The organism is Streptomyces sp. O3 (assembly GCF_054788135.1).
The window spans coordinates 60,589-79,045 of sequence record NZ_JBTVYK010000035.1; the positions used below are offsets into that span (position 1 = coordinate 60,589).

Genomic DNA, 18,457 nt, shown 5'->3' on the forward strand with positions numbered 1-18,457 from the left:
AAGAGACCTAGAGACCCAGAGACCCAGAGACCAGGGCCTCACTGGAAGCTGTGCTCCGGCTGCGGGAACGTTCCGCCGACCACGTCGTCCGCGAACGCCTTCGCCGCGTCGCCCATGACCTGGCGCAGCTGGGCGTACTGCTTCACGAAGCGCGGCAGCTTGCCGTCGGTGAGGCCCATCATGTCCGTGTAGACCAGCACCTGCGCGTCGCACTCGGCCCCCGCGCCGATCCCGATGGTCGGGATGTGCAGCGAGCGGGTCACCTCGGCGGCCAGCCCGGCCGGTACCAGCTCCAGCACCACGGCGAAGGCGCCCGCGTCCTGCGCGGCCTTGGCGTCGCGCAGCAGCCGGTGCGCTTCCTCGTCGCCGCGGCCCTGGACCCGGTACCCCATGGTGTTGACGGACTGCGGGGTCAGCCCGAGGTGCGACATCACCGGGATGCCGGACTGGACCAGCAGCTCGGTCTGGGCCAGCGAGCGCTCCCCGCCCTCCAGCTTGACCGCGCCGACCCCGGCCTCCTTGACGAGCCGGGTGGCCGAGCGCAGAGCCTGCACCGGCCCTTCCTGATACGAGCCGAACGGCAGGTCGCCGACGACCAGGGCACGCTGGGCGCCCCGGACCACGGCCGCCGAGAGGATGGCGATCTCGTCGAGCGTGACGGGCACCGTGGTCTCGTACCCGAGGTGGACGTTGCCCATCGAGTCGCCGACCAGGAGGACCGGGATACCGGCCTCGTCGAAGACGGACGCGGTCATCGCGTCATAGGCGGTGAGCATGGGCCACTTCTCGCCCCGCTCCTTGGCGGCGGCGATGTCGCGCACCGTGATGCGGCGCGTGCCCTTGCCGCCGTACAGCGCTTTGCTGCTGTCGGCGGGCTGGTTCGCGGAGGCTGCGGAAGCTGTGGAGGCTGCGGAAGCTGGTGAGAGCTTTTGGGCAGCCGAAAGCTGCGTCATGGCGACGGCTCCTTCTGTCATCTCGTGGCGCCCTTACGGCGTCCCCGGATCACGTCCATGGTGGCACCTCGCCCCTGGGCTCGGCTAGTGCGGGCGGCCCGGAGCGGTGATGTGCGGCGATGCACCCGTTCTCGGCAAATGTGCCCGTTCTGTCACAGATGCCGGTCGGCCCGTGTCGCCAGGAACCCCGGACGTCAGCCCGCTCGTCCTCCCGTCGTACGGGCCGCCACGGCAGGCGGCAGGGAAGACGCGTCCCGCCATCACCTAGGGTCAGGGCAGGGACGGCGGGCACGGCAGGCAGCGAGGCGACGGAATGGCGCAGGCGGACATGACACAGGCGGACGGCGGCGCGGACGGCGAGGGCGCGGACTCCGAGCGCCCGCGTTCCCGCCCCCGGTCCCGCGCGCGGCGGCTGCTCGACGGCTGGCGGCGGGACCGGGCGATCTGGCGCCGTGGTGTGGTCCTGGCGGCCTTCGCGGTGCTGCTCGCCCTGGTGATGGCGCTGCACCGGCACATCCCCAACCAGGTCGGCAACCTCGGCAGCCTGGCTGAGACGTTCCTGCCCTGGCTCGGCCTGGGCGTCCCGGTGCTGCTGCTCCTCGCGCTGCTGCGCAAGTCGGCCACCGCGCTGATCGCGGTGCTGCTGCCCGCCCTGGTCTGGGTGAGCCTGTTCGGCGGCCTGGTCACCGACAAGTCCCGCGGCGGCGGCGATCTCACCGTCGCCACCCACAACGTCAACGCCGACAACCCCGACCCCGAGGGCACCGCCCGCGCCATCGCCGCGTCCGGGGCCGATGTGGTGGCCCTGGAGGAGCTCACCCCGACCGCCGTGCACACCTACACCGCGGCCCTGGAGGGGGCGTACGACTATCACCAGGTCGAAGGCACCGTCGGCCTGTGGAGCAAGTACCCGATGCGCGACACGCGGGCCGTCGACATCAAGCTGGGCTGGGACCGCGCCCTGCGCTCCACGGTCGAGACCCCGAAGGGCGAGGTCGCGGTGTTCGTGGCGCATCTGCCGTCGGTCCGCGTGAAGCTCGACGCCGGGTTCACCGCCGGGCAGCGGGACGCCAGCGCTGAGGCCCTGGGCCTGGCCATCAGGGACGAGCCGCTGAGCCGGGTCATCCTGCTCGGCGACCTCAACGGCACCATGAACGACCGTGCCCTCTCCCCGGTCACCTCGCAGCTGCGCTCCACGCAGGGCGCGGCGGGCGACGGCTTCGGGTTCAGCTGGCCCGCGGCGTTCCCGATGGCCCGGATCGACCAGATCATGGTGAAGAACGTCCAGCCGCGTGCCTCCTGGTCGCTGCCGCGCACCGGCAGCGACCACCTGCCGCTCGCCGCGTCGGTCTCCTTCTGACGCGGCCGCGGCGGGCCTCCTGGACCGTGGTGCGCGTCCGGACCGGCGCGCGCGTCCGGACCGTGGTGCGCGCCCGGACCAGGGCGCACGTCCGGAGGGTCAGCCCGACTCGCGCCAGCGGTTGGTGATGGGCAGGCGGCGGTCCTTGCCGAAGCCCTTGGCGGAGATCTTGGTGCCCGGCGGGTACTGGCGGCGCTTGTACTCCGCCGTGTCGACCAGCCGCAGCACCTTCGCCACGGTCTGAGCGTCGAAGCCCGCCGCGGCGATCGCGTCCGCGCCCTGGTCCCGGTCGACGTACAGCTCCAGAATCCCGTCCAGGACCGGATAGTCCGGCAGCGAGTCCGTGTCGACCTGATCGGGCCGCAGCTCCGCGCTCGGCGGCTTGACGATCGAGTTCTCGGGGATCGGCGGCGTCTGCCCGCGCTCGGCCGCCGCGCGGTTGCGCCACTCGGCGAGCCGGAACACGGCCGTCTTGTACACGTCCTTGATCGGCCCGTACGCGCCCACCGAGTCGCCGTACAGCGTCGAGTACCCCACCGCCAGCTCGGACTTGTTGCCCGGAGCCAGCACGATGTGGCCCTCCTGGTTGGAGATCGCCATCAGCATCGTGCCGCGCAGCCGGGACTGGAGGTTCTCCTCGGCGAGCCCGGTCAGCCCCAGCGACCCCATATACGCGTCGAACATCGGCTCGATCGGCACGGTGCGGAAGTTCAGTCCCGTCCGCCGGGCCAGCTCGGCCGCGTCGTCCTTGGAGTGGTCCGACGAGTACTTCGACGGCATCGACACGCCGTACACCTGCCCCGCGCCCAGCGCGTCACAGGCGATCGCCGCGACGAGCGCCGAGTCGATCCCGCCGGAGAGACCGATCAGCACCGACCGGAAGCCGTTCTTGGCGGCGTACGCGCGCAGGCCGACGACCAGCGCCGAGTACACCTCCTCGGCGTCGTCCAGCCGCTCGGCGTACCCCCCGGCCAGCTCGGCCTCGTACGGCGGCAGCGGCGCGTCGGACAGCACCACGTGCTCGATCCGCAGCCCGTCGTCCACGACGCCCTCGGGCACGGCGCCGGCCGCGGGCAGCTCCAGATCGAGCACCACGCACCCCTCGGCGAACTGCGGCGCGCGCGCCACGACCTCGCCGTCCGCGTCCACGACGATCGAGTCACCGTCGAAGACCAGCTCGTCCTGCCCGCCGATCATCGCCAGGTAGGCGGTGGTGCACCCGGCCTCCTGAGCGCGCTTGCGCACCAGCTCAAGCCGCGTGTCGTCCTTGTTCTGCTCATACGGGGACGCGTTGATCGACACCAGCAGACCGGCCCCCGCGCTCCGGGCGGCCGGGACCCGGCCGCCGTCCTGCCAGAGGTCCTCGCAGATCGCCAGCGCGACGTCCACGCCGTGCACCCGGACGACCGGCAGCGTGTCGCCCGGCACGAAGTACCGGAACTCGTCGAAGACGCCGTAGTTCGGCAGGTGGTGCTTGGCGAAGGTCAGCGCCACCTCGCCGCGGTGCAGCACCGCGGCCGCGTTCTGCGGCGCCCCGGCGGGCTGCCCGTACTTCGGCTGCGCGGTCTCGGACCGGTCGAGATACCCGACGATCACCGGCAGCTCGCCGAACCCCTCGTCGGCCAGCCGCCCGGCGAGCGCGCGCAGCGCCGCACGGGAGGCCTCGACGAAGGACGGCCTGAGGGCCAGGTCCTCGACGGGGTAGCCGGTCAGCGCCATCTCGGGGAACGCCACCAGGTGGGCCCCCTGCTCGGCCGCGTGCCGGGTCCAGTGCACGATCGACTCGGCGTTCCCGGCGAGGTCGCCGACGGTCGCGTCGATCTGATTCAGGGCGAGACGTAGTTGAGGCACGCGCCCAGTGTAATCGTCAGACCGACACGATGTCCCACGCGGGTGTACGCGGACGCCCGCCGCGGTCGGCTAAGCGTCGCGCCGCGGTCAGCGAGGCTTCGCGCCGCGGTCAGCGAGGCTTCGCGCCGCGCTCCTTCAGCAGATCCGCCATCAGCTTCAGCTCGGACTCCTGCGCGTCCACCATCCCCTTGGCGAGCTTCCTCCCGGCGTCGACCCCGCACTGGTCCACACAGCCCTGGGCCATGGTCACCCCGCCGATGTGATGGTCGGTCATCAGTTGCAGGAACAGAATCTCGGCCCGCTCGCCGTCGGCCTCGGCGAGCCGCGCCATCTCGGCCTTGGTGGCCATGCCGGGCATCAGCGCGCCGTCCTCGGGCTGGTGCGCGGCGTGCCCGTCGTGGCCGTGGCCGTCGCCGCCGTGCTCCGTCTTCATCCACGCCATCGGCGTGTCGGATGTCGCGTACGGCAGGCCCCACAGATCCAGCCATCCCAGCAGCATTCCGCGCTGGTTGGCCTGTGTGTTGGCGATGTCGTAGGCCAGCCGCCGGATCTCCGTGTCGTCCGTGCGCTCCCGGATGACGAACGACATCTCCACGGCCTGCTGATGGTGCACGGCCATGTCCCGCGCGAACCCCGCGTCCGCCGAGCCCTCCACCGGCGCCGCCGACCCCGCGCCGGACATGGACGCGGCCTCGGACACGGCCCCGGACGCCCCGGACGGCCCGCCCGCGAGGCCGACCGCCATGCCCGTCGCGGCGGCCAGCGCCACGGCGGCGGCCGCCGCGGCCCAGCCCGCCCGCCTCACTGCGAGATCCCGCCCGTGCAGGCGGCGCCCTTCTCCGGGGTCTGCTCGCCCAGCACGTACTTGGCGAAGAACGTCTCAACCCGCGGGTCGTCCGCACCGTCGACGGTGACCTGCTTGCCCCAGGCGCTGAGCATGACGGCCCCCTGCTGGTCCGGGTGCGGGCTCATCAGCGAGTAGGGCGTCCCGCCGACCCGTTCCGCGAGCTTCTTCACGTCGGCGTCCGGGGCGTCGTCGTTGTACGTCACCCACACCGCGCCGTGTTCCATGGAGTGCACCGCGTGCTTGTCCGGGATCGGCTTCTCGTAGACGTCGCCGTTGCAGTTCATCCAGGCCGGGTCGTGGTCACCGCCGACCGGAGGCGTCATCGGGTAGCTGATGGGCGTCTTGACGTGGTTGCGGCCCAGCTTCTCCGCGTCCCAGGTCCGCTCGTCCGCGATCGGCCGCTTCGCGGCCTCCTCGCGCGCCTTGGCGTCCGCCTGGACCTTGGCGTCCTCGGCCTTCCGCTTGTCCTGTTCCCTGGTGAACAGGTACGCGCCGACGCCGACCAGGCCCGCGACGACGGCCGTGCTGGCGACGATCGCGATGACGCGGTTACGGCGCTCGCGCGCCCGCTCGGCCCGGCGCATCTCTTCTATCCGGGCCTGGCGGGCGCTGGAAGCCTTGTTCTTGGCGGAACCCATGATGTGTGTCCTCGCGGGATGGGGTGGAGTGGGGTGGGGGAGTGGAGGGTGGAGCGGAGGGTGGACGATAGGGAGGGAGCGGGCAGGTCATGCGGGTGGGGTGATGGTAGTGCGACGCCGGAACGCGCCGCAGGTCGACCCGGAGAGACACCGTGCCCCAGAATGAAGGTATTCAGACGCGCGTGCGCAACACCCAGGTAACCGTGTGGTGGGATGCTCGGGTGCCCGCCGGTGCTTTTCCGGGCCGGGACAGGCGGACCGACCAGCCGGAACAGGCGGACTGACCAGCAATGATGGGTAGGACCTGAACATGGATAAGCAGCAGGAGTTCGTGCTCCGCACGCTAGAAGAGCGCGACATCCGGTTTGTGCGCCTGTGGTTCACCGACGTCCTCGGGTTCCTCAAGTCCGTCGCCGTCGCCCCCGCCGAGCTGGAACAGGCCTTCGACGAAGGCATCGGCTTCGACGGCTCCGCGATCGAGGGCTTCGCACGGGTCTACGAGTCCGACATGATCGCCAAGCCCGATCCGGGGACGTTCCAGATCCTGCCCTGGCGCGCGGAGGCGCCCGGCACCGCCCGGATGTTCTGCGACATCCTCATGCCGGACGGCTCACCCTCGTACGCCGACCCGCGCTATGTACTGAAGCGCTCCCTCGCCAAGGCCTCCGACCTGGGCTTCACCTTCTACACCCACCCCGAGATCGAGTTCTTCCTGCTGAAGGACAAGCCGGTGGACGGCACCCGGCCGACCCCGGCCGACTCCTCCGGCTACTTCGACCACACCCCGCAGAACGTGGGCATGGACTTCCGCCGCCAGGCCATCACGATGCTCGAATCCATGGGCATCTCAGTGGAGTTCAGCCACCACGAGGGCGCGCCGGGTCAGCAGGAGATCGACCTCAGGTACGCGGACGCGCTGTCCACCGCCGACAACATCATGACGTTCCGCCTGATCATGAAGCAGGTGGCGCTGGAGCAGGGCGTCCAGGCGACGTTCATGCCCAAGCCGTTCTCGGAGTACCCCGGTTCGGGCATGCACACCCACCTCTCCCTCTTCGAGGGCGACCGGAACGCGTTCTACGAGTCGGGCGCGGAGTACCAGCTCTCCAAGGTCGGACGCTCGTTCATCGCCGGACTGCTCACGCACGCCGCCGAGATCGCCGCCGTCACCAACCAGTGGGTCAACTCCTACAAGCGCATCTGGGGCGGCTCCGAGCGCACCGCGGGCGCGGGCGGCGAGGCGCCCTCGTACATCTGCTGGGGCCACAACAACCGCTCCGCGCTGATCCGCGTCCCCATGTACAAGCCCGGCAAGACCGGCTCGGCGCGCGTCGAGGTCCGCTCCATCGACTCCGGCGCCAACCCCTACCTGACCTACGCGGTCCTCCTCGCCGCGGGCCTCAAGGGCATCGAGGAGAGCTACGAACTCCCGCCGGGCGCCGACGACGACGTCTGGGCCCTCTCCGACGCCGAACGCCGCGCCATGGGCATCGAGCCGCTGCCCCAGAACCTCGGCGAGGCCATCGCCCTGATGCAGCGCAGCGAACTGGTCGCCGAGACCCTGGGCGAGCACGTCTACGACTTCTTCCTCAGGAACAAGAAGCAGGAGTGGGAGGAGTACCGGAGCGAGGTCACCGCCTTCGAGCTGCGCAAGAACCTGCCGGTGCTGTAGCCCGCCGCCGACGACGCGCGCTCATGGCCGCGCCCGCCTCCGCCGTGCCGTCGCCGTCCCGCCGCGCACCCGTGCCCGTGCCCGTGCCCGTGCCCGTCGGCCGTCGGGCACGGTCAGGGGGCGACGATCGCGTCGCGCAGCGGCCGGGCGGCGCGTACCCGGTACTCCTGGATCGCCCAGCCGTTGCCGTCCGGGTCCTTGAAGTACATGAAGGTGCCGCCGTCCTCCGGTGCGTACTCCACCGGCTCGGACACCTCCAGGCCGCGCCCGACGAGTTCGGCGCGCGCCTCCTTGATGTCGGCGACGCACAGCTGGAGGCCCTGGTAGGAGCCGGGCGCGGGCTTCGGGCCGTCCATCGAGTCCCACAGCGTGTCGCTGAGCGCGATCGAGCAGCCGGAGCCCGGCGGGGTCAGCTGGACGATGCGCAGGCCTTCCACGACCTCCGCGTCGATGTCGACGTGGAATCCGAGCTTGTCGCGGTAGAAGTCCCTGGCCCGGTCGACGTCCGATACGGGCAGCGGGATCACTTCGAGGGTGTATTCCATGTGCGCTCCCTGGAGGGTCGGATCACTGTGGTGGATCACTGCCGAGTACATCAGAGACGGACCGGCTCCGCCGGGTAAACCCCGGCAGCCATTAGGCTCGGGCCACACGTGTGAGCGAACGGGAGGCCGGACCATGACCGCGGGCGGGCGCAGGAGCAGTACGTTCACCCGGCTGCTGCGGCACGGCTTCACCGACCCCTCGTCCGCCGAACGGCTGCTGGACGCCCCGGAGCTGGGCCCGGTCCGCGCCGACCCCGTTCTGCTCGACGCGCTCGGCGGCGCGGCCGACCCGGACCTCGCGCTGCTCGGCCTCGTACGCCTGGTGGAGGCGCAGCCCGACGACGAGCGGCAGGTGCTGCTCGACACGCTGGTGTCCGCCAAGCCGCTGCGCGACCGGCTGCTCGGCGTGCTCGGCGCGTCCGAGGCGCTCGCCGACCACCTGGCCCGCCACCCCCGCGACTGGCACGCCCTGGTGACGTACGAGCCGTCCGATCTGCATCCGGGCGTGGAGGAGTTCGAGTACGGGCTCGCGGCGGCCGCGGACCCGGTGTCGCTGCGCGTCGCCTACCGCCGCTGCCTGCTGTCCATCGCGGCCCGTGACGTGTGCGGGACGACGGACGTGGCCGAGACCGCCGCCGAGCTGGCCGACCTCGCGACGGCCACGCTGCGCGCCGCGCTGGCCATCGCGCGCGCCGCCGCGCCCGCCGACGACGCGCTGTGCCGCCTCGCGGTCATCGCGATGGGCAAGTGCGGGGGCCATGAGCTCAATTACGTGTCGGACGTCGACGTGATCTTCGTGGCGGAGCCCGCGCCCGGCGCCGACGAGGGCAAGGCGCTCCAGGCCGCGACCCGGCTCGCCGCGCATCTGATGCGGATCTGCTCCGAGACGACCGTCGAGGGCGCCATCTGGCCGGTGGACGCCAACCTGCGGCCCGAGGGCCGGAACGGCCCGCTGGTGCGGACGCTCTCCAGCCACCTCGCCTACTACCAGCGCTGGGCCAAGACCTGGGAGTTCCAGGCGCTGCTCAAGGCGCGGGCCGTCGCGGGCGACCCCGAGCTGGGCGAGGAGTACGTACAGACCCTCGCCCCCCTCGTATGGCAGGCCGCCGAGCGCGAGAACTTCGTGCCCGACGTGCAGCGGATGCGCCGCAAGGTGGTCTCCGCCATCCCGGCCGCCGAGATAGAGCGCGAACTCAAGCTCGGCCCCGGCGGGCTGCGGGACGTCGAGTTCGCCGTCCAGCTGCTCCAGCTGGTGCACGGCCGCCATGACCCCTCGCTGCGCAGCGGCACGACGCTCGACGCGCTGGCGGCGCTCGCCGAAGGCGGGTACGTCGGCCGCGCGGACGCCGGGCAGCTGGACGAGGCGTACCGCTTCCTGCGCGCCATGGAACACCGCATCCAGCTGCACCGGCTGCGCCGCACCCACCTGGTGCCCGAGGACGAGGCCGACCTGCGGCGCCTGGGCCGCTCGCTGGGCCTGCGCACCGAGCCGGTCACCGAGCTGCGGCGCGCCTGGCGCAAGCACACGTCGGTGGTGCGCCGCCTGCACGAGAAGATCTTCTACCGGCCGCTGCTCGACGCGGTCGCGCAGCTCGCGCCGGGCGAGACCCGGCTGCGTACCGACGCCGCCCGCGAGCGGCTGGTGGCGCTCGGGTACGCCGATCCGGCAGCCGCCCTGCGGCACCTGGAGGCGCTGGCCTCCGGGGTGAGCCGCAAGGCCGCGATCCAGCGGACGCTGCTGCCGGTGCTGCTCGGCTGGTTCGCGGACTCCGCCGACCCGGACGCGGGCCTGCTGGGCTTCCGCAAGGTCTCCGACGCGCTCGGCAAGACCCCCTGGTACCTGCGGCTGCTGCGCGACGAGGGCGCGGCCGCCGAGAACCTCGCGCGGGTGCTGTCCGCCGGACGCCTCGCGCCCGACCTGCTGTTGCGCGCCCCCGAGGCGGTCGCGCTGCTCGGCGACCCGCGCGGCCTGGAGCCCCGCGACCACGCCCACCTGGCACAGGAGATCCTGTCGGCGGTCGGCCGGGCCGACGACGCCGTGCAGGGGGTGACGGCGGCGCGCGGGGTACGGCGGCGCGAGCTGTTCCGTACCGCGGCGGCCGACCTCATCGGCTCGTACGGCACCGACGAGCACCCCGCGCAGGAGGACCCCGGCGCGCTGGTGGACCGGGTCGGGGACGCCGTGTCCGACCTGACCGCCGCGACCCTCGCCGGGACCCTGCGGGCCGTGGTCCGCGAGGGCTGGGGCGATGAGCTGCCCGCCCGGTTCGCGATCATCGGCATGGGCCGCTTCGGTGGGCACGAGCTGGGCTACGGCTCGGACGCGGACGTGCTGTTCGTGCACGAGCCGCGCGAGGGCGTCGACGAGCAGGAGGCCGCCAAGGCCGCGAACGCCGTGGTCCTTCAGATGCGGCGGCTGCTCCAGGCGCCGAGCGCCGATCCGCCGCTGCTCATCGACGCGGACCTGCGGCCCGAGGGCAAGAACGGGCCGCTGACGCGCACTCTCACGTCGTACGCGGCGTACTACCGACGGTGGTCCCAGATCTGGGAGAGCCACGCTCTGCTGCGCGCCGAGCCGGTCGCGGGCGACGCGGACCTCGGGCGGCGGTTCATCGAGCTGGTCGACCCGCTGCGCTATCCGGCCGAAGGGCTCGGCGACGACGCCGTACGCGAGATCCGCCGTCTGAAGGCCCGGATGGAGACCGAGCGGCTGCCGCGCGGGGCGGACTCCACGCTGCACGCGAAGCTGGGGCGCGGCGGCCTCTCGGACGTGGAGTGGACCGTGCAGCTGTGCCAGCTGCGGCACGGCTGGGCCGAGCCGGGCCTGCGCACCACGCGGACCCGTACGGCGCTGGCCGCCGCGCAGGCGGCGGGGCTGATCGGCACCGAGGACGCGGCGATCCTGGACGAGGCGTGGGTCCTGGCGACGCGGGTGCGCAACGCGGTGATGCTGGTACGCGGCCGCGCGGGCGACACCTTCCCGACCGGCGGCCGGGAGTTGGCCGCGGTGGCCCGTTACCTGGGGTACGACCCCGGCACGGTGGGCGAGATGCTGGACGACTACCGCCGCACGACCCGCCGCGCACGGGCGGTGGTCGAGGAACTGTTCTACGGGGCGTGAGCGCCCTGGCTCGGGGTTCGCGAGGGTTCGGGCTTGGGCTCGGGCTCTGGCTCGGCTGAAGGTTCGGGCTCGGCCCGCGCGTCGCGCGGCGGGGGGACCTCGCGGGGGAGGCGGTGCGGGAGTGCCCCGTACCAGGTGCGGGCGAACGCGTACCCGGCGCAGAGGCACAGGACGCCGCCCACCGCGTCCAGCCAGAAGTGATTGGCGGTCGCGACGATCACCACCAGGGTCGCCGCCGGGTAGAGCAGCCCGAGCACCCGCACCCACGGCACCCGCGCCAGCGCGAAGATCGTGACCCCGCACCACAGCGACCAGCCGATGTGCATGGACGGCATCGCCGCGTACTGGTTGGTCATGTTCTTCAGGTCGCCGGAGGCCATCGAGCCCCAGGTCTCGTGGACCAGGACGGTGTCGATGTAGCCGTGGCCCGCCAGCAGCCGGGGCGGGGCGAGCGGGAAGAGGTAGAAGCCGACCAGGGCGATGCCGGTGGTCACGAACAGCACCGTGCGCGCGGCGGCGTACCGGCCGGGGTGCCGCCGGTAGAGCCAGACCAGGACGCCGATCGTGACGATGAAGTGCAGCGTCGCGTAGTAGTAGTTCATGCCGACGATCAGCCAGGTCACGGAGTTGACCGCGTGGTTGACGCTGTGCTCGAAGGCCAGGCCGACGGCGTTCTCGGCGCGCAGGATCCAGTCGGCGTTGCGCATCGCCGTGGACTCCTGCTCGGGTACCGCGTTGCGCACCATCGAGTACAGCCAGTAGCTCACGCCGATCAGGGCGAGCTCGTACCACAGGCGAGGCCGACGCCGCGTGCGCAGGCGCCGCCGTACGAAGGACCGTGCCGGGCGGCTGTGCTCCTCGCCGGCGTAGGGTGACGCGGCCGCCGTCCGGCCTTCCAGTGCTGTCACAGTCGTCTCACCCATGAAGCGGAATTCTGCCAGATTTGCCCCGCCATTCGATCGTCTCCCGGTTGGTTCCCGAGCGCACGCGCTACTCCTCGCGGACGATGACCGGAACGCTCAGGCACCTCGCGGCGCATCCTGCGACGCACCCCGTGGCGCGGAGGCCGTCGACCCCCGTACCACCAGCTCCGGCATGAACACGAACTCGCTCCTCGGCGCGGGCGTCCCGCCGATCTCCTCAAGTAGCGTGCGCACCGCCGCCTGCCCCATCGCGGGCACCGGCTTGCGGACGGTGGTCAGCGGGGGATCGGTGAACGCTATGAGCGGGGAGTCGTCGAAGCCGACCACCGAGATGTCGTCCGGCACCCGCAGGCCGCGCTGGCGGCCCGCCCGGATGGCGCCGAGCGCCATCATGTCGCTGGCGCAGACGACGGCGGTGCAGTCCCGCTCGATCAGCGCGGCGGCCGCGGCCTGGCCGCCTTCGAGCGTGTAGAGCGAGTGCTGTACCAGGCGCGCGGCGACGTCTTCGGGGTCGAGGTCCAGCTGCTGGCGCATCGCCTTGACGAAGCCCTCTATCTTGCGCTGCACGGGCACGAACCGCTGCGGGCCGAGGGCGAGCCCGATCTCCGTGTGGCCGAGCGACACGAGATGGGTGACGGCCAGCTGCATCGCGGCCCGGTCGTCCGGTGAGATGAACGGCGCCCGCACCTTCGGCGAGAACCCGTCCACCAGCACGAACGGCACGCCCTGCCCGCGCAGCTGCTCGTAGCGCTCCATGTCGGCGCTGGTGTCGGCGTGCAGGCCCGACACGAAGATGATGCCGGAGACCCCGCGGTCCACCAGCATCTCGGTCAGCTCGTCCTCGGTGGAGCCGCCGGGCGTCTGGGTCGCGAGTACGGGGGTGTAGCCCTGGCGGGTCAGGGCCTGGCCGATGACCTGGGCGAGCGCGGGGAAGATGGGGTTGTCGAGCTCGGGCGTGATCAGGCCGACCAGGCCCGCGCTGCGCCTGCGCAGCCGGGTGGGCCGCTCGTAGCCGAGCACGTCGAGGGCGGCCAGGACGGATTCGCGGGTGGCCGCGGCCACGCCGGGCTTGCCGTTGAGCACGCGGCTGACTGTGGCTTCGCTGACCCCCGCCTGGGCTGCGATGTCGGCTAGCCGTGCGGTCACAGGGCTGGACTGTACCGGTCACCGGGCGGATTGCCCACCAGGCGTCCCCTGTACGCCACGCCCCGTACGCAGGTGCGCGAAAGGAGCACGAAAGGAGCACGAAAGGAGCTTGCAGGAGCTTGCAGGCGGGCCGTCAAGCGATTCGCGGGCTGTCAAGCGATCCAGTGGCAACCTTCAGGACACGCGACGGTAACGATCCCCTAGCCTTGCAGAAAATTGCCGCAAGGTCTTTCCGTCGGCTTTCATCGTTGTTACGTTCCTGCCGAACCCGGCGCCGCGAGGGCGCGGTAAGCGGGAGGCGCGCTCGCCTCCGACGTCACGGGGACCTTTGAAGGAGTTCACATGCGGCGTGGCATAGCGGCCACCGCGCTGGTCGCGAGCCTGGCGCTCGCGGCGACGGCCTGCGGTGGCGACAGTGACAGCGGGGACCAGGCGGACGGACCGGTCACCATCACCTGGTGGGACACCTCGGACGCCACGAACGAGGCGCCCGCCTACAAGAAGCTGGTCAAGGAGTTCGAGGAGGCGAACGACGGGATCAAGGTCACGTACCAGAACGTCCCGTTCGCCGAGGCCGAGCAGAAGTACAAGACCGCCGCCCAGGCCGGAAAGGCCCCCGACGTCCTGCGCGCCGAGGTCGGCTGGACCGCCGGGCTCGCGGCCGCCCAGTACCTCGCCCCGCTGGACGGCACCGACGCGGTCAAGGAACTCGACTCCTTCAAGCCGGGCCTGGTCGACGGCGTCAAGGTGGACGGCAAGCTCTACGGCGTACCGCAGGTCACCGACGCCCTCGCACTGCTCTACAACCACGAGATCTTCGACAAGGCCGGGGTCGAGGTGCCCACGACCTGGGACGAGCTCGCCAAGGCCGCCAAGACCATCAAGAAGAAGACCGGCGTCGACGGCATCTACCTCAACCCGGACAGCTACTTCGCCCTGCCGTTCCTGTACGGCGAGGGCGGCAGGATGCTCGACCTCGACAACAAGAAGATCACCGTCAACGACAAGGCCGGCGCCAAGGCCATGCAGACCGTGATGGACCTGGTCGACGACGGTGTGGCGGTCAAGCCGGACTACACCGACGGCTACAACAACATGCAGGCCGCCTTCAAGGACGGCAAGGTCGCCATGGTCATCAACGGCCCGTGGTCCACGGCCGACGACCTGACCGGAAAGGCCTTCAAGAACAAGGAGAACCTCGGGATCGCCTCGGTCCCGGCCGGCTCCAGCGGCAAGGCGGGCACCCCGACCGGCGGCCACAACCTCGTCGTCTACAACGGCTCCAGCAAGGCCAAGAAGGCCGCGGCCCAGAAGTTCGTCGCCTTCATGACCTCGAAGAAGTCGCAGGAGTTCGCCTCCACCGAGACCGGCGTGCTGCCGACCCGCGACGACGCCTACACCCCCGCGGTCGTCTCCGACCCGATCAAGGGCGCCTTCAAGGACGTACTGGACGACGCCACCGCGCGCCCCAACGTCGCCGGGGTCAGCGACATGTTCACCGAGTGGACCAAGCAGTACATCGAGACCCTCAAGGGCAACACCTCCGTGGAGAAGGGCCTGGACGCCACCGCCGAGAAGTGGAAGTCCAACGTCGCGTCCCTCAAGGACTACTCGACCGAGTGAGCCTCCCCGGTCCGGCCCGGCAGACCTGACGCCGCCGGGCCGGACCGGGGCCGTACACGAGCAGGGAAACCATGACGAAAGCCACCGAACAGCCCGTGCGGACGGACGAGCCCGCTCACGTGGGCGAGGCTGCCAAGCGTGCCAGGCCCGCCAAGCCTGCCAAGGCCGGGCCGCTCACCCGTGTGAAGCGCTCCTATGACCGGTACTGGTACGCCTGGGCCATGGTGCTGCCGGTGGTCCTGGTGATCGGCGTACTGATCGGATACCCCCTGGGCCGGGGCGTCTACCTGTCCTTCACCGACGCCAACGAACTCAACGTCGCCAAGCAGCTCGGCGAGACCACCATCCCGGCCACGTACGAGTTCATCGGTCTCGACAACTACTGGCGCATCCTGTCCGGCGCCGACGGCGAGTTCTACCCCAAGCTGTGGTGGACCGTCGTGTGGACGGCGTCCTGTGTGTTCTTCCACTACACCATCGGCCTGGGCCTGGCCCTGCTGCTCAACCGCAGGCTCCGGGGCCGCACGGTCTACCGGCTGATGCTGATCCTGCCGTGGGCGGTGCCGCCGTTCGTCGCCACCTACGTCTGGCGCATGATGTACAACAGCGAGTCGGGCGTCTTCAACGCCCTGCTCGGCAAACTGGGTTTCGGCCCCGTCGACTGGCTCGGCGAGACCTTCACCCAGAAAGTCGCCGTGATCGGCGTCAACGTCTGGCTGGGCGTCCCCTTCATGATGGTCGCCATCCTCGGCGGCCTGCAGTCCATCTCCAGCGACCAGTACGAGGCCGCCGAGATGGACGGCGCGACCCCCTGGCAGCGATTCGTCCATGTCACCCTGCCGGGCCTGAAGCCGGTCAGCTCCACGGTGATCCTGCTGGGCACCATCTGGACCTTCAACATGTTCCCGATCATCTATCTGATGCTCGGCGAGGCCAACGCCATGAACAGCGAGATCCTGGTGACCTACGCCTACCGGCTCGCCTTCGGCTCGGTGCGCGACTACGCGGGCGCGGCCACCTACGGAATCATCATCCTCTCGATGCTGCTGGTGTTCGCCGTGTTCTACCGGCGTCTGCTCAACCGTCAGGAGGCGGCCCAGTGAGCGCGATGACCGAATCCCGGCACGAGAGTGCCCGACCGCCAGCGGAGGGCCGCGCCGTGCACACCCCGCCCCAGCCGCCGCGCACGCACCGCAAGGTCCGCGGCCGCGACGAGCGCGCCCCGCTGGCCTCGCTCGGACTGCACCTGACGCTGGCCGTCGCGGCGCTGGTCGCGGTCTTCCCGATCGCCTACATGATCTTCATCTCGCTGCGCGGCCGGGACGGCTGGACCCAGCCGACCAGCGCCGCGGGCGGCCTGGAGATCAGCAACTACACCTATGTCCTGACCGAGACGGAGTTCCCGCGCTGGTTCGCCAACTCGGTCCTGGTCGCGGGCGGCACCACCGTGCTCGGCGTCTTCATCGCCGCGTCCACCGGCTACGCCATCTCGCGGATGCGCTTCCCCGGCCACAAGTCACTCATGTGGGTACTGCTGGTCACCCAGATGTTCCCGGTGGCGGTGCTCATCGTCGCCCTCTACAACATCCTCGGCGGCCTCGGGCTGCTCGACTCCTACATCGGCCTGATCCTCACCTACTGCTCGGTGTCGGTGCCGTTCTGCGCGTGGATGATGAAGGGCTACTTCGACACCGTCCCGCATGAGATCGACGAGGCCGGGCGGGTCGACGGACTCACCCCGTTCGGCACCTTCTACCGGCTGATCCTGCCGCTGGCCAAGCCAGGGCTCGCCGTCACCGCGTTCTACTCGTTCATCACCGCTTGGGGTGAAGTCGCCTTCGCGCGGGCCTTCCTGAGCAGCGACGCCATGCTCACGCTCTCCGTGGGGCTGCAGAGCTTCATCGGCCAGCACAAGGCCGAATGGGGTTACCTCACCGCGTCCGCGGTCATCATCACGGTGCCGGCGGGCCTGATATTCCTGCTGGTACAGCGCAACCTGGTGGCCGGACTCACCGCCGGCGGCACCAAGGGCTGACCCGCCCGCCGTCCCGACACCGTACGAACCGACACCGTACGAACCAGACGTCGGCCGCGACGGCCCCGACCCCCGTGTCGGGGCCGCCGCGGCCTCACCACCTTCACCACACCCAGGGATGACATGACCCAGCACCTCGCCGACGCCACCACCGGTACGGAGCCCGCCGCCGACCGCGGCACCGCCGACCGTCCGGGCTGGTGGCGGGACGCCGTCATCTACCAGGTCTACCCGCGCAGTTTCGCCGACGGGAACGGCGACGGCATGGGCGACCTCCAGGGCGTGCGCAGCAGACTGCCCTATCTGCGCGACCTCGGCGTCGACGCCGTCTGGCTGAGCCCGTTCTACGCCTCGCCGCAGGCCGACGCGGGCTACGACGTCTCCGACTACCGGGCCATCGACCCGATGTTCGGCACCCTCCTGGACGCCGACGCGCTGATCCGCGACGCCCACGAACTGGGCCTGCGCATCATCGTCGACCTGGTGCCCAACCACTCGTCCGACCAGCACGAGTGGTTCAAGCGCGCCCTCGCCGAAGGACCGGGGTCGCCGCTGCGCGACCGCTACCACTTCCGCCCCGGCAAGGGCGCCGACGGCGAACTCCCGCCCAACGACTGGGAGTCCATCTTCGGCGGCCCCGCCTGGACCCGTACCGCCAACCCCGACGGCACGCCCGGCGACTGGTACCTCCACCTGTTCGCGCCCGAGCAGCCCGACTTCAACTGGGAACACCCGGCCGTCGCCGACGAGTTCCGCTCCATCCTGCGCTTCTGGCTGGACATGGGCACCGACGGGTTCCGCGTCGACGTCGCCCACGGCCTGGTCAAGGCCGAAGGCCTGCCGGACATCGGCGGCGACGGCGAACAGCTCAAGCTCCTCGGCAACGGCGTGATGCCGTTCTTCGACCAGGACGGCGTGCACGAGATCTACCGCAGCTGGCGCCGCATCCTCGACGAGTACCCCGGCGACCGGATCGCCGTCGCCGAGGCCTGGACGCCCACCGTCGAGCGCACCGCCCACTACGTACGCCCCGACGAACTCCACCAGGCGTTCAACTTCCAGTACCTGGGCACCCACTGGGACGCCGCCGAACTCCGCGAGGTCATCGACACCTCGCTCGGCGCGATGCGCCCGGTCGGCGCCCCCGCCACCTGGGTGCTCTCCAACCACGACGTCACCCGGCACGCCACCCGCTTCGCCAACCCGGCGGGCCTGGGCACCCAGCTGCGCGAGCCCGGCGACCGCGCGCTCGGCCTGCGCCGGGCCCGCGCCGCGACCCTGCTGATGCTGGCGCTGCCCGGCTCCGCGTACCTCTACCAGGGCGAGGAACTGGGCCTGCCGGACGTCACCGACCTGCCCGACGAGGTACGCCAGGACCCGTCGTTCTGGCGCGCCAGCGGCCAGGACGGCTACCGCGACGGCTGCCGGGTGCCGATCCCGTGGACCGTCGACGGCGGCTCGTACGGCTTCGGGACCGGCGGCAGCTGGCTGCCGCAGCCCGCGACCTGGGGCCAGCTGAGCGTCCAGGCGCAGACCGGCGACCCGGACTCCACGCTGGAGCTGTACCGCGCCGCGCTCGCGGTGCGCCGCGAGCAGCCGGGGCTCGGCGCGGGCGACGAGGTCGAGTGGCTGGACGCGCCCGAGGGCGTGCTGGCCTTCCGGCGCGCGGCGAGATGGTGCGGATCTGGGGGCGTCTTGACGCCCTGGAAGACGAGTTCAAGATCAACCAGGCCGAGGGGGTCG

At 71.2% G+C, this 18,457-nt stretch carries 14 protein-coding genes; 7 read left to right on the forward strand and 7 right to left on the reverse strand.

The genetic code is table 11. The features are described 5' to 3' along the window. Window positions 1–38 precede the first annotated feature (38 nt). Window positions 39–953, reverse strand: a complete 915-nt coding sequence (gene panB, locus ACX6XY_RS18900) for a 3-methyl-2-oxobutanoate hydroxymethyltransferase (protein ID WP_460332037.1) — start codon at window positions 951–953, stop codon at window positions 39–41. Between the two features lie 313 nt (window positions 954–1,266). Here panB and ACX6XY_RS18905 point away from each other — a divergent pair, with 313 nt between their 5' ends. Further along, a complete protein-coding gene (locus tag ACX6XY_RS18905) occupies window positions 1,267–2,313 on the forward strand; it encodes an endonuclease/exonuclease/phosphatase family protein (RefSeq protein ID WP_460332038.1) in 1,047 nt (348 codons plus the stop codon). Between the two features lie 99 nt (window positions 2,314–2,412). Here the strand turns inward: ACX6XY_RS18905 and ACX6XY_RS18910 are convergent, their stop codons facing one another. The 3 genes from ACX6XY_RS18910 to ACX6XY_RS18920 form a co-directional block, all read right to left on the reverse strand. Continuing rightward, a complete protein-coding gene (locus ACX6XY_RS18910; RefSeq protein WP_460332040.1) occupies window positions 2,413–4,164 on the reverse strand; it encodes an NAD+ synthase in 1,752 nt (583 codons plus the stop codon). Window positions 4,165–4,273: 109 nt separating this feature from the next. Next, on the reverse strand, window positions 4,274–4,969 hold the full coding sequence (locus ACX6XY_RS18915) for a DUF305 domain-containing protein (protein ID WP_460332042.1): 696 nt from the start codon (window positions 4,967–4,969) through the stop codon (window positions 4,274–4,276). Next, window positions 4,966–5,649, reverse strand: a complete 684-nt coding sequence (locus tag ACX6XY_RS18920; protein WP_460332044.1) for a DUF3105 domain-containing protein — start codon at window positions 5,647–5,649, stop codon at window positions 4,966–4,968. Before ACX6XY_RS18920 ends, ACX6XY_RS18915 begins: the two co-directional genes overlap by 4 nt. 310 nt (window positions 5,650–5,959) lie before the next feature. On the opposite strand from ACX6XY_RS18920, the gene ACX6XY_RS18925 reads away from it, so the two are divergent. Then, window positions 5,960–7,321 (forward strand): glutamine synthetase family protein, encoded by a 1,362-nt coding sequence (locus ACX6XY_RS18925; RefSeq protein ID WP_460332046.1) that lies wholly within the window; start codon window positions 5,960–5,962, stop codon window positions 7,319–7,321. Between the two features lie 113 nt (window positions 7,322–7,434). Here ACX6XY_RS18925 and ACX6XY_RS18930 read toward each other — a convergent pair whose 3' ends face one another. After that, window positions 7,435–7,866, reverse strand: coding sequence for a VOC family protein (locus tag ACX6XY_RS18930; protein WP_460332048.1), 432 nt, complete (start codon window positions 7,864–7,866; stop codon window positions 7,435–7,437). Between the two features lie 133 nt (window positions 7,867–7,999). Here ACX6XY_RS18930 and ACX6XY_RS18935 point away from each other — a divergent pair, with 133 nt between their 5' ends. After that, window positions 8,000–10,987: a bifunctional [glutamine synthetase] adenylyltransferase/[glutamine synthetase]-adenylyl-L-tyrosine phosphorylase gene (locus ACX6XY_RS18935; protein ID WP_460332050.1), complete on the forward strand. Its 2,988-nt coding sequence runs from the start codon at window positions 8,000–8,002 to the stop codon at window positions 10,985–10,987. On the opposite strand, the gene ACX6XY_RS18940 is transcribed toward ACX6XY_RS18935, so the two are convergent. Next, a complete protein-coding gene (locus ACX6XY_RS18940) occupies window positions 10,975–11,910 on the reverse strand; it encodes a phosphatase PAP2 family protein (RefSeq protein WP_460332052.1) in 936 nt (311 codons plus the stop codon). The genes ACX6XY_RS18935 and ACX6XY_RS18940 overlap by 13 nt on opposite strands. Before the next feature lie 96 nt (window positions 11,911–12,006). Next, a complete protein-coding gene (locus tag ACX6XY_RS18945) occupies window positions 12,007–13,056 on the reverse strand; it encodes a LacI family DNA-binding transcriptional regulator (protein WP_460332054.1) in 1,050 nt (349 codons plus the stop codon). 342 nt (window positions 13,057–13,398) lie between these two features. Here ACX6XY_RS18945 and ACX6XY_RS18950 point away from each other — a divergent pair, with 342 nt between their 5' ends. The 4 genes from ACX6XY_RS18950 to ACX6XY_RS18965 form a co-directional block, all read left to right on the forward strand. Further along, window positions 13,399–14,679 (forward strand): extracellular solute-binding protein, encoded by a 1,281-nt coding sequence (locus tag ACX6XY_RS18950; RefSeq protein ID WP_460332056.1) that lies wholly within the window; start codon window positions 13,399–13,401, stop codon window positions 14,677–14,679. 71 nt (window positions 14,680–14,750) lie between these two features. Further along, a complete protein-coding gene (locus ACX6XY_RS18955) occupies window positions 14,751–15,782 on the forward strand; it encodes a carbohydrate ABC transporter permease (protein ID WP_460332058.1) in 1,032 nt (343 codons plus the stop codon). A 5-nt stretch (window positions 15,783–15,787) separates the two neighbouring features. Then, complete coding sequence (locus tag ACX6XY_RS18960) at window positions 15,788–16,714, forward strand: sugar ABC transporter permease (protein WP_460332068.1); 927 nt, start codon at window positions 15,788–15,790, stop codon at window positions 16,712–16,714. 123 nt (window positions 16,715–16,837) lie between these two features. Beyond that, window positions 16,838–18,457, forward strand: a 1,620-nt coding sequence (locus tag ACX6XY_RS18965) for a glycoside hydrolase family 13 protein (protein WP_460332060.1), incomplete at its 3' end; no start/stop codon positions are given.